This window comes from Rhizobium subbaraonis (assembly GCF_900220975.1).
Classification (GTDB): Bacteria; Pseudomonadota; Alphaproteobacteria; order Rhizobiales; family Rhizobiaceae; genus Mycoplana; species Mycoplana subbaraonis.
This window is the reverse complement of the sequence record NZ_OBQD01000030.1, coordinates 36,114-48,409: the sequence shown is the minus strand read 5'-3', so window position 1 is coordinate 48,409 and position 12,296 is coordinate 36,114. Positions and strand designations below refer to the sequence as shown.

9 protein-coding genes and 1 tRNA gene are annotated in these 12,296 nt (G+C 60.4%); 7 read left to right on the top strand and 3 right to left on the bottom strand.

Features of this window, described 5'->3' with window-relative positions; translation table 11 throughout:
- Positions 1-18 precede the first annotated feature (18 nt).
- Positions 19-95 (top strand) — tRNA-Met (locus CRO48_RS28200).
- Here CRO48_RS28200 and CRO48_RS28195 read toward each other — a convergent pair.
- Complete coding sequence (locus CRO48_RS28195) at positions 52-1,935, bottom strand: recombinase family protein (protein ID WP_245423697.1); 1,884 nt, start codon at positions 1,933-1,935, stop codon at positions 52-54. The genes CRO48_RS28200 and CRO48_RS28195 overlap by 44 nt on opposite strands.
- A gap of 406 nt (positions 1,936-2,341) precedes the next feature.
- On the opposite strand from CRO48_RS28195, the gene CRO48_RS28185 reads away from it, so the two are divergent.
- The 4 genes from CRO48_RS28185 (at position 2,342) to CRO48_RS28170 (ending at position 6,474) form a co-directional block, all read left to right on the top strand.
- Positions 2,342-2,644, top strand: a complete 303-nt coding sequence (locus tag CRO48_RS28185; protein WP_097143016.1) for a hypothetical protein — start codon at positions 2,342-2,344, stop codon at positions 2,642-2,644.
- Positions 2,641-3,093, top strand: coding sequence for a PIN domain-containing protein (locus CRO48_RS28180; protein WP_097143015.1), 453 nt, complete (start codon positions 2,641-2,643; stop codon positions 3,091-3,093). Before CRO48_RS28185 ends, CRO48_RS28180 begins: the two co-directional genes overlap by 4 nt.
- Before the next feature lie 137 nt (positions 3,094-3,230).
- Positions 3,231-4,478, top strand: a complete 1,248-nt coding sequence (locus CRO48_RS28175; RefSeq protein WP_245423695.1) for an SIR2 family protein — start codon at positions 3,231-3,233, stop codon at positions 4,476-4,478.
- 1 nt (position 4,479) lies between these two features.
- Entirely contained in the window at positions 4,480-6,474 is a 1,995-nt protein-coding gene (locus tag CRO48_RS28170) for an ATP-binding protein (protein WP_097143013.1), read from the top strand.
- Between the two features lie 67 nt (positions 6,475-6,541).
- Here the strand turns inward: CRO48_RS28170 and CRO48_RS28165 are convergent, their stop codons facing one another.
- Positions 6,542-7,849 (bottom strand): hypothetical protein, encoded by a 1,308-nt coding sequence (locus CRO48_RS28165; RefSeq protein WP_097143012.1) that lies wholly within the window; start codon positions 7,847-7,849, stop codon positions 6,542-6,544.
- A 21-nt stretch (positions 7,850-7,870) separates the two neighbouring features.
- Complete coding sequence (locus CRO48_RS28160) at positions 7,871-8,392, bottom strand: hypothetical protein (protein WP_210202037.1); 522 nt, start codon at positions 8,390-8,392, stop codon at positions 7,871-7,873.
- A gap of 369 nt (positions 8,393-8,761) precedes the next feature.
- On the opposite strand from CRO48_RS28160, the gene CRO48_RS28155 reads away from it, so the two are divergent.
- Together CRO48_RS28155 and CRO48_RS28150 are read left to right on the top strand one after the other, a co-directional pair.
- Entirely contained in the window at positions 8,762-9,955 is a 1,194-nt protein-coding gene (locus tag CRO48_RS28155; RefSeq protein ID WP_097143021.1) for a DUF932 domain-containing protein, read from the top strand.
- 174 nt (positions 9,956-10,129) lie between these two features.
- A complete protein-coding gene (locus CRO48_RS28150) occupies positions 10,130-12,289 on the top strand; it encodes a ParB/RepB/Spo0J family partition protein (RefSeq protein WP_097143010.1) in 2,160 nt (719 codons plus the stop codon).
- Positions 12,290-12,296 lie beyond the last annotated feature (7 nt).

The window sequence follows — 12,296 nt, the reverse complement described above, 5'->3', positions numbered from 1 at the left end:
AATACATAACCGGAATAACGCGGGGTGGAGCAGCCCGGTAGCTCGTCAGGCTCATAACCTGAAGGCCGCAGGTTCAAATCCTGCCCCCGCAACCATCTCAAATTGCGATACCAAATCGCGCACATCAGCCGCCCTGACCGGGCGGCTTTTTTGCGTCCGCAAGTTCTGATGGTTGCGCCCTCCCGCAACCATCTCAGCTTGGGAACCGGCCAAGTTCTGGCCAATGCCGGTCCCCGCAACCATCTCAACTTGCGATCGGCCCGCCCCTGCGGCGGGCCTTTTGCCTTTGAGCGAAATCGCAAGAATGCCAGCCAGTTCGCCGCGCACGTCGATCTTCAGTTCATCGTCTTCCGGAGTCAGGATGATCTCTCGGACGAGGGAGCGGATGAGGTCGGCGGCAGTCATCCGCTTGGCCTCACAATCCTCCTGAAGCGCCGCGTATAGCTCGTCGACCTGAACGTGGTAGTGGTGAGCCATGTTCGGATGCAGGAGGGGCGGTGGCTCCTCCGCCTCTTGCAGGAACGCTTTCAGCTCTTTCTGGCGAGCCTCAAGATCCTTCATTTGCTTCATCATGCGGGTGGGCGCGTCGTCGTCACTGGAAGCCATGATGAGCTTCATCAGCTTGTCCAGTTCGCGGTCGATCCGTGTGACCTCAGCCTCGGCTTGATCGATCGACGCCCGCCCTTCCATGCGCAGCCGATTCATCTCGTGGGTGAACTCGTCACAGAATTCCTTGAACAGCGCGGGTTCCATAAGGTGATGCCGCAGCGCGTTGAGAACGCGTGCCTCAAGCTGATCGCGCCTAATGTTCTTGCGATTGTCGCAGGTGCCCTTGTTGCGTGCCGTTGAGCAGCCGACCAGATCGGCTGAGATCATCGAGTAGCCACCGCCACAGCAACCGCATTTGGTCAGGCTCGAGAAGAGGTATTTGGGACGCCGGCGCTCGCGGAAATGGTTCTCGGTCTCGTTATCGTCGTTCCGGTTTTGCTTGACGGTCTTCTGGCGCTCCTTCACGGCCTGCCAGAGATCCTCGTCGAGAACACGCAACTCCGGCACGTCCTGGGTGATCCACTCCGCCTCGGGGTTCATCCGCGCCTGGCGTTTACCCGTGTCTGGGTCCTTGATGAACCGTTGGCGGTTCCAGATCAGTTTGCCGACATACATCTCATTGTTGAGAATGCCGTTGCCCCTTTTTGGATTGCCATTGATTGTACTGAAGCCCCAATCGCCGCCGCCCGGCGCGGATATAGCATCCTTGTTCAGTTCGAAGGCGATCCGCTTGGCGGATTTTCCGGCGGCATAGTCGCGGAAGATCCGGCGGATGACATCAGCCTGAAACTCATTGATGGTCCGGTCACCGCGGACCGGCTCACCGTTTCCGTCGAACTTCTTTACCACATCATAACCATACGCGTTTCCGCCACCCGACTTGCCTAACTCGACCCTGCCACGCTGTCCCCGGCGGGTCTTATCGGCCAGGTCCTTCAGGAACAGGGCGTTCATCGTGCCTTTGAGGCCGACATGCAGATGGGTGACCTCGCCCTCCGAAAGAGTGACGATCTTCACATCCGAATACGCCATGCGTTTGAAGAGGCCGGCGATATCCTCCTGATCGCGTGAGAGGCGGTCCATGGCCTCGGCCAGCACGTAGCGGAAACGGCCACGGGTCGCGTCAGAGATTAGTGCCTGGATACCGGGACGGAGGAGAGAGGCGCCGGAGATTGCGTGGTCGGTGTATTCCTCGACCACCTGCCACCCTTGCTTCTCGGCATGGAGACGGCAGATGCGAAGCTGGTCGGCGATAGAAGCGTCGCGCTGATTGTCGGATGAATAGCGGGCGTAGATCGCGACCTTCAAAACGCACTCTCCTGTCGTATCAGGAGCGGGTTGTCCCGCGTTCCCGCGTCTGCTCCTCGAACGCTTCCCGCGCGGCACGACGGGCGAGCAGACGAACCAACTCGACCAGACGCGGGTCCGGACCGTCGCCACGGCGCAAGAGCGTCAATTCCGGCTCGTTGAGCCGAAGCGCACTCCTTTGCTTTGGGCGGTTGCCAGAATTCATCGCTGAGCCATTCGAAGCCGATTGCAAGTAGATCGGCTTTAAGATTGGCGCGAACGGAAGTATAAGCAACTGCAATCACGGGCGAATATTCGGCGACATTCGGCGCAGAGTCGTCGGTGCAAGCGAAATCTGGCGTAGCGAAGTGCGTTATGGAAGACGGAAAATACTGACCTTGCTCCGGTCTGCCGAGATTTTCTAAAACCAGTTCTGCCACCCTGTCCTCGCTTGTCTGCGCCACAAATCTGGACTATATATCCAGACATAGCATGGAGGATAGCCATGGGCAATGCCGCACAGAAAAGAGCTACGCAGAATTATCGAACACGCCTGACGCAGCGAGGGCTCACGCGTTTCGAGATCATGGCGCTTGAATCCGACCGCGAACTCATCCGCACCCTTGCGCGTCGTCTCGCTGAAGAAGGTCCAGAAGCGGAAGACGTCCGTGCGGCTGTCAAGACAGCCGTCGGCGGCAAGCCGCCTAAGCCCGGAAATATCCTAACCGCTCTGCGGCGATCGCCGCTTGTCGGCGCCGAACTCGACCTTTCCCGTCCCCGTGAAGAGGGGCGCAAGGTCGATCTGTGACGCGTTATCTTCTCGACACCAACATCATCAGCAATATCGTAAAGCCAAAGCCGTCGGAGTCGCTGCTGGACTGGATGGGCGAGCAGCGCGACGAGAACCTGTTTATTGCCTCGCTGACGATCGCCGAAATCCGGCGTGGCATTCTGGAAAAGCCGCGAGGCAAGAAGCGTGACAGCCTCGACGCTTGGTTCGCGGGCTCAGAGGGGCCGCAGGCACTGTTTGCGGATCGTATCCTGTCCTTCGACGATAAAGCCGGTCTGCTCTGGGCGCGGCTCATGGCGGAGGGCAAGATGGCTGGGCGCCCTCGCAGCGGTCTCGATATGATCATTGCGGCCGTCGCAGGCGCAAATGACTGTGTTGTGGTGACGGACAACGAAAAAGACTTCGTGGGGCTCCAGATCATAAATCCGCTGCGCCGCGGCTTGGAGGGGGGGGGAATAGAACAATGACGGCTGCGCCGCCTGTACCTATCGAGTATCAGCTCATTGGTTTGACGGAAGACGGCAACGCCGGCGATCTTCTGCTTGGGCTCGACCAGAAGCAGGGGCGCGTTCGTCTCCAGGCTCTGATCTCCGAATGGTTGCGGATGGAAAACCTCGTCGTTCTGACGGGGTCCGGCACGTCGGTTTCGGCGGGCGGCAAGACGATGGCGAACCTCGAAACTGCCGTCTTTGCGACCATTGAGGCTCTATCCGATGTGCCGGCCTCTATTGGTCCTATCATCAAGGCGCGGCAGGATGCCGTTTCGCTGGCCGATCTTCTGGACGAGCCGACGTTGGGGTTCGAGGCCTGGCTGTCCTTTGTCGCTAATGCACTTGTGGTTGGACAGTCAAAGGACGCGCCGTTCTCCGGCGTCTCATGGCCGGGCACACCAGCACCGAGCCTGGACGATCTCAAGTGGTTCGTCGATCGTCTGCGTATGTCGATTTTCGCCGAGTGTGCGCTGTCCTTGCCTGATACGGCCAAGGCGAAGTCCGCAAGTCAGATCGCTCCGCAGCTAGCGTTTCTCTCCAAGCTCGTGGCGCGCGACAGCAACCTCGGCCGAACCCACCTTTTCACGTTGAACTACGATACCCTCTTCGAGCAGGCCCTCGAACTTCTCGGTATCCAGTACTTCGATGGATTCACCGGCCGTGCCGCTGCCCGCTTCGATCCCTCGGTTTACGGGCTCGATATCTATTATCCGGGCGAGGTTGCCGAAGGTCGCGTAAGACGCTTCGACAAGTTCCTGCACTTCTACAAGCTGCATGGCTCCATTCACTGGTTTGAGCAGGACGGCGAGATGCGTGCGCGGCATCCTGATCTCGCTCCCTTCAAAACCTATGCGAGCCTCAAGCCGGACGAAAAGGGCGGCGCCCTCGTCGACTTGGCGGGTGGTACGCCATCGGTTGGAATTCTGCCAACCGCCAACAAGTTCGCGCAGACCCTGACGATGCCCTACGCGCATCTCTTCCGCTCCTTTCAGGTTCGTCTCGGTATTCCGCAGACCTTCCTGCTCGTTCTTGGCTACGGCTTCGGTGACGATCACGTCAGTCGCATTATTGAAAATGCGCTCATGAATCCGTCATTGGTGATGCTCGTAGTTGAGCCTAATCCAGCGAGCCCCGTCATCGAGCGGGTGCGCCGCTACAAGGACCTCGGCAAACGCGCTTTCGTGCTGACTCCAACCGACGCCGCCTTTGCTGTCGCCAAGTTCAGGCACGCCACCTTTGACGATTTCGCCCGCTCGGTAATGCCCGACGTGCAATGGCTGGACGACTTCTTGCGCCTGCGGCGGTTCGAGAAGCAGATTGCCTCCTCCACGACGGCGACCGAACCTGATCCGGTGGTGTAGGATGGATAATCCACGTCTCATCGGCCATATCGTTTCAGTTCAGGGCTTCCGGGTGAAGGTGGAATTGCTGCCCGAGACCCGATCGGCGCTGCGGGCGACCCTCGATGGAGTTCAGGCAGCGATCGCCATCAATGCCTATCTTACCTTCTCGCTTGGTGCGGGCGAAACCGTCATCGGCATCATCACCGATCTCGAGGCGCGGGAAAGCTTCGACCCTTCCAGCGGAGATGATCTCAGTCTGGAACTCATGAAGCCACGCCGGATTGCCAGTGTGCAGTTGTTGGGCACCATCGAGCACGCCGATGATGAGCCATCTTTCAGTCCAGGCATATCCGTTCTGCCGACGCTGGACACGCCGGCAGAAATCGGATCGCCCGACATCCTGCGCGCGATATTCGAGATCCCACCCCGTCGCAACAGGCCGGAAGGCTACGATGCCAAAGATTTCGACTACGACCTCAAAATCGGTTTTCCGACCGGCCAGGCGCGCAACGTCGTGCGGGCGTCCTACAATGACCTGTTCTCCAGGCCGTTGGCGATCGTCGGAAACACGGGCTCAGGGAAATCCTTCTCAGTGTCGAGCCTTATCCAGAAGGCAATGAAGGCGCTGGATGGTGCTGCCCAGGAGCCGCACGTCTTCATTCTCGACATCAATGGTGAATACGCCAAAGCCTTTCCCGCCACTGTGGCTGAGACACGCCTACCGGATCGCATCTATCTCAATGGCAAGGAGTTCAGCCTCCCGCTCTGGTTCCTGAACGCGGAAGAGATCTGCGCATGGCTAAGCGCATCGGAGCAGACGCAGGAACCCGTGCTGAAGGACTGGTGGGCGATCGCGAAGGGCGGCAACGCTACGGCTGCCGCCAGCCTCGGTTCGCTGCAAAATGCAATGAGCGCGCTCGATCAGCTTCTCAGCGAACTGACGAAAGTGAAAAGGAAGTTCGCAGGTTCTTACTGCGACGCCATTGTGGGCCACCTCGCGGATGCCGACATCGACACCGCGGCCTTCGAAGCCCTTTTCAAGACTCATCGCAGTGTCGATCAGTACAACCAGGACGTAATGGGCAATCAGGCTGCGATCGCGGCCGAAGCCGAGAAACTCAAGGACGCTATCCGGATCAAGATTGTCGGCGGTAGCGATACGGCGGAGGCAGGCGCGCGCACCGCAGATTCGCCGATCCCGATCGCGCGTGCGACGCTGACAGATCCGTCTCTGATCAATCGCGCCGTCTCGAAGGAAGATACCTTCAGGGTGGACGCCCATTTGACGACGCTGAAGCTGCGGTTGAAGACGCGCCTCGACGACAAGCGGTGGCGCGCATTCCTGAACTACGAAGACGCTGACACCGCCATCACTAATCTATCCGCCTGGTTCTCTCGCTTTGGTTTGGGCGCCGCCACAGGTCCGAAGGTGTCCGTGCTCGACCTTTCGATGCTGAGCAACGAAGTGCTTCCCTATGCCTGCGCCGTCATCGGGCGCGTGCTGCTGGAAGCGCGGGAACGCTTGCCCGCGGCGTCACGCTACAAGCACCCATGGGTACTCGTGCTGGAAGAGGCGCACAATTACGCCCGACCAGCTCGTACGGACGAGGATCGCGGTCATCGTCTGGCCCGGCTGACCTATGAGCGAATCGCAAAGGAAGGGCGCAAGTTCGGACTGTCGCTCATCATCGCCAGCCAACGCCCGAGCGAGATCAGCCAGACAATCATCAGCCAGTGCGCCAATTTCATCAGCCACCGTCTGCAAAACCCGGACGACATCGACCATTTCCGCCGGATCATCCCGATGCAGGCGCGGCGTCTGCTCGACCAGGTGACGATATTGTCGTCAGGCGAGGCGATTGTTTTTGGAAGCGCATTCCATATACCGACGCGGGTCCAGTTCGATCGTCCGGAGCCCGGCCCATACAGCCAGACAGCAGCGCCGTACCACGAATGGTCGAAGGAAAAGACCCCATTTCCTCTGGGCACAATCATCGACGCCTGGGGAGCATAGAAAAAGCCAACTGCTTCGGTATTTGAGGCCTATGCGACGCGCTCCCCGGTCCTCTGGCGCATCGCCGCTAGCTGTCGAATCCCTCCTTCGGCGACCATCGCCTCGTCTCGAATTTTCGCGGGCGAAAAGGATCGCCCACCAAGGCCAGGCCGTCGCGGAACAGCGCGTAATTATAGTCAGAGCCGTCGGCACGCCGCCCCCGGCTGTCCTCGCTAATACTGAAACCAGCGGGATCAAAGCTGGGCAGGCCAAGTCGTTCGGGACGATCTTCACTACCGGCTCGGATGATTCCGGTGAGGCTATCGAGGAACGCCCTGCAGGCCGTCTCCTCCATGACGAACCAACCAACCGACTCGCCCAGCAAACCGCGAACGATAGTGTCTCGAATGGCAAGCCGTCGCCAATTCGGATCGTCCCAGAGCTCATCGTGCCACCAATAGGGACGTAGAGCCGGCCAGATCGAGAAAGCGTTGCCAAGATACCAGCGGCCGGCATAGGGAAATCGGACGAAGGTGACTGGTCCGGATTCCACGGGAAACTCGCCAGCCGTATTGATCCAGTCGATCCAATTGACGACAGGGCTTATACCCATCAGCAGGAAGTTCGACCGGTGTGTCGCCAGCGCCATTTGCGTCGTCACGCCGCGGGCAACAGGCGGCTCGCTCGCGGGCGGCGGAGCCTTTTTCCTTGGTTTCGTAATCCGCGTTTCGGCTACGCTCAGGAAGGCGCCAGACGTACCCGGCTTCGAGCCAAAGGCCACGCAATAGCCGTGGATGATGTGGCCGAAGGGCGACTCCACATTCACATAGGGTTTCACCTGCCTTGCATATTTACGCTTTGCTTGCGCGGCGACAGTCTTTGCCGTGGCGTTGGCAGCGAATGAACCGTGGGCTTCAGCCAGCACGACACCGTGGCCATCGACGTTCCCGCCATCGTAAAGAAAGTCGGCGTGGGGATCGAGCGCGCTGGACAGGCAGGCCGCATTCGCGCGCCAGACATATCCCAAGGCGTTCATATAGAGATCGGTTATCCCGGCTCCGCACCGTGCGGTGAACAGGGTCCGTTCGGTATCAGCCAGGTCCGCAAAGTCATCCGTGAGTTTGAACATCGACGTGTTCGAGATCAGGCATTCCAGTTGAGCGAGTGCGCTCTTCTGAAGGCCGGCCAGCAGTTGCGCTCGCGCCTGACGTGTCGTCGCCGTTCTGGCGACGGCCGCCGCCAGCGCGACGGGAGAGAACGTCAGGGTCGACGCGGCCTGAGGCGCTTCGAAATGGGGTGATACCGGGCTGGGAACATGTCTGTGCTTTGTATGGGTCGTCAGGCCGATCGTGACGTCGACATCCCACAATTCGGCAGTTGCACTCACAACGTTCATCCGTCCCCCCAAGCGCTGGTCCTAATTGCTACTCGCCTTAGCGGTAATGTCGAAGTCAGGAATCGAAAGGCCGACGATCAGGTTAATGAACGTCTTCGCTTCAGCAATCGCAGCCTCGGCCTCCTTTGCATTGCTGAACGTGCCTTGATGCACGACTGCGTTTCGGACGGCATTGATGTTCTCGGCGGACTTGATGAGTGTCTTCCCGATTTGACTCTTCGCGGGGTGAGCGAAATAGATGGGCACGAACAGGCGGGTGACCTTGCCGTGGAGGCCGTTCGCCCACCGCAGGAACTGGTCGATGATCGTTGCGTCGAATTCGGTTTGGCGAGCCCATTCGGTTCGGATGGCGTAGTTCGCAGCGATCTCGGCAGCGGTTGCGCAACGCACAATCGCTGCCGAAGGCTCATCCCTCAAATGAAGGCCAGACAGCTTGTTCCACTGCGATTGCAGCTTCTCGAGATCGGATCGTTCATTGTAGGGTTTCTTGGATGTCTTCCTGTGCGTTTCGTTTGTCGTTTTTGTCATAGTCCCCAGCCCCATTAAAAACGCGCCTCCAGCAATATCGTTTATGATAATTTCTTCTGCTGGGCCGATAAATACTGAAATGCAATGTATTCACAGTATAGCGACTTAACGTCCCTGTTTAGAAAGAAGAAATGGCAGCGACAGCTACGGCGAATGCCTGCTCTCTCTTTCGCTCTCGCGAGCCGCACACACGGGGCGAGCATCAGCTTGGCCGCAAGCGGATGGGGAAAGCCTTCCCCCTGGCCGGCGCCAAGGTCGCCGGCGCACCCCCTTCTGCGGGGAGACCCCGCAACGCCCCCTAATAGTGAGAGTGTGGATCGGGTTTCCATGACGGGTTGAGGGCTGGAGAAGAGGTCTCCGGCGCCCGTCATGGAGATTGGTTCCATGAATATGCAGGTTCTCGATGGCCGCCGTGACGCGAGTGGTGGCTACAAGGTGGATGTCAGCCGTGGCGAGCGCATCGGCCGGGTATCCTCGGAATGGTTCTCGCGTCCTGCGGATGAGCGATATCTCTCGCTCAATGAACTGATGGATTCCGTGCGCGGCCGCGCCGAGCGTAGCCGGACGCGCGTAGTGGAAAGCGCACTCATTCATGTAGAGGCGAGTCGTACAGACGCTGAACACCTCTCTCTGATCTTGCCGGGCTCAGACACGCCGGTCGCGCCGACGCACTGGAGCTTCGGTCAGCTCGCCAGCCAGGTCGGCGCTCCCGCCGCCTATCTGCGCCAACTCCCTGCGGCGCTTGCTGGCATCAACCTGCAATACGGTCTGACGTCCAACCGCGCCGAGCAGATCAAGACGCTCGAAACCGACGACGGCCGTGTCGAACTACGCGCCGTTACCGGCCCTGACTACGGACGCATCTACGACTATGAGCTGGTCGAGGCCGTGCAGCGGATCGCCGGCAACGGCACCGGGGATACCCGTTGGAAGGTGCCGGGCGTGCTCGACTGGTCGACCGGCATCTACAATCCGCGTGTTGACATCACCAAGGATACGACCACGCTCTACGCTTCCGATCGGGACGTCTTCCTCTTCCTCGTGGACGATCTCAACCCCATCGAAGCCGGGCGTCTGCCGGACGGTTCGCCCGACCTCTACTTCCGGGGCTTCTATGTCTGGAATTCGGAAGTTGGAGCCAAAACGCTCGGCATGGCCAGTTTCTATCTCCGGGCGGTCTGCCAAAATCGCAATCTGTGGGGCGTCGAGGATTTCGAGGAAATCACCATCCGACACTCCAAATATGCCGCGTCCCGTTTCGCGCACGAGGCGGCTCCCGCGCTGCTGAACTTCGCCAATTCCTCACCGGTGCCTTTCATCAACGGCATCAAGGCGGCCCGCGAGCGGATCGTGGCGAAGAGCGACGAGGACCGCACCGACTTCCTGCGCAAGCGAGGCTTCTCCAAGGCCGAGACCGGCAAGATCATCGACACGGTGCTCGCCGAAGAGGGCAGGCCGCCCGAGTCTATCTTCGACTTCGTGGCCGGCATCACCGCCGTTGCGCGCGACAAGCCGCATCAGGATGCGCGCCTCGACATGGAGGCTAAGGCCAAGAAGCTGCTCGACCGGGCAGCCTGATATCCTTCAAGCCGGGAATGCGGATTTCCGTATTTCCGGCTTTGCACATTTGTGCCTTTCCGTTTCGCCGGTTTCGTGGCGCTGCCCTCCTAGAGTGAGAGGGCGGCGCTTCGCTTCGTGACGGGTATTGGGTCGGGAGAAAGGCTCTCGGCGCCCGTCGCGGAGACCACCCCGATGGCTACTGCTGTTCAGAAAATCACCCTGTCGTCCTCGCGCGACATTCCTTTCAACAAGCTCGTCTTGAGCCAGTCGAACGTCCGCCGCATCAAGGCCGGCGTTTCGATCGAGGACCTGGCGACTTCGATCGCGCGTCGCGGCCTGATCCAGAGCCTTCACGTCCGGCCTGTCCTCGATGCGGACGGTCAGGAAATCGGTATGTTCGAAGTGCCTGCCGGAGGACGCCGCTATCAGGCCCTCGCAATCCTGGTGAAACAGAAGCGCCTCGCAAACACCGCGGCGGTCCCCTGCGTCGTCGGCGATGCCGCCAGCAACATCCTGATGGAGGAGATTTCGTTCGCCGAGAATGACGAGCGCGTGCCGCCCCATCCGCTCGACCAGTATCGCGCCTTCCAGACCATGCGCGACAAGGGCATGACCGAGGAAGACATCGCCGCCGCCTTCCTCATCGACGTCAACGTCGTCAAGCAGCGCCTGCGCCTGGCATCCGTTTCGCCGATGCTGCTCGACATCTACGCCGAAGACGGCATCGAGCTGAAGCAGCTCATGGCCTTCACCGTCTCCGAGGACCATGCTCGCCAGGAACAGGTCTGGGCGTCCATCAAGGACGGATGGCAGAAGGAGCCCTGGCAGATTCGCCATATGCTGACCGAGACGGCGGTACGCGCGGCCGACAAGCGCGCCGTGTTTGTCGGCATCGACGCCTACGAGGCGGCGGGCGGCTACGTCCTGCGAGACCTGTTCGAGAGCGATAACGGCGGATGGCTGCAAGATCCGATCCTGCTCGATCGCCTGGTCGGCGAAAAGCTGAAGACCGTCGCCGAGGAAATTGCCGGCGAAGGCTGGAAGTGGGTCGAGTTCGCCGTCAACTTCCCCTATGGGTACAATGACGGCTTGCGGGCGATTGTCGGTACGGCTGCCGATCTATCTGACGAAGAGCGTGCCGCCCGTGAGGCGCTTCGGGACGAATATGATCGTCTCGAGGCCGAATATGGGGAAGCCGACGAACTGCCGGACGAGATCGATGAGCGCCTTGGCGAGATCGAGCAGGCGCTCGACGCCTTCGAGCACCGTCCGGTGATCTACGATCCGGCGGAAATCGCCCGCGCCGGCGTCTTCGTCAGCATCGATCGTGATGGCGATCTGTTCTTAGATCGCGGTTATGTCCGCCCCGAGGACGAAGCTCCGCTTGCCGATGATGTTGAAGAGAGCAATATCGATCACGACACTCCGGCCGCGGCAATAGCGGCCGATCGCGCCATCCAGCGCGCCGTCATCACTATCGGCGGCCAGCCGGCCGAGCCGGAGGATGAAGACGAGCAAGACGTCATCAAGCCGCTGCCCGAACGGCTAGTGATCGAACTGACTGCACATCGCTCGCTAGCGCTCCGCGATGCGGTCGGTGCCAATCCGCATGTCGCGCTCACGGCCCTGTTGCACAAGTTGGTGCGCGACACGTTCCATCGAACCTCCACCAGTGGAGCGAGCATTCAAGCCTCGGTCAGTCATGTCTTCTTCCGTGAACAGGGCAAGGATCTCGCCGATGCTCCATATGCGAAGTCCGTCAACCAGCGGCATGAGGGATGGAAAGCGGATATTCCGGCCGACGATAACGCGCTTTGGGATTGGCTCGCTGCACTCGACGACGCCAGCCGCCAGGCGCTGCTCGCCCATTGCGTCGCCTACGGGATCAACGCGCTTTATGAGCGCCCGAACCCGATGAGCGCCTCCGGCATCTCGCAGGCAGCCCTCGATCGCCGCATGGCCGAGTCTCATCGGCTGGCGCGCGCCACTGGTCTCGACATGGTGAACGCTGGCTTCCGCCCCACGGTCGAGAACTATCTCGGCCGTGTCACCAAGCCTCGCATCCTCGCCGCCGTCCGCGAAGGCTCCGGCGACCGGGCGGCAGACCTGATCGCCCATCTGAAGAAGGGCGACATGGCGCGGGAAGCCGAGCGTTTGCTCACCGAAAGCGGCTGGTTGCCCGAGCCGCTGCGCCTGACCGATCTCGACGAGGCTGCGGTTGGGGACGCTCCGATGGGCGCATTGGCCGATGGAGGCGGCGTCGACGAAGCGCTTCCTGATTTCCTCGCGGGCGACGACGAGGGTGAGGCCGACACTGACGGCAATCATGGTGCGATGATCGCCGCCGAATAATCGTGAT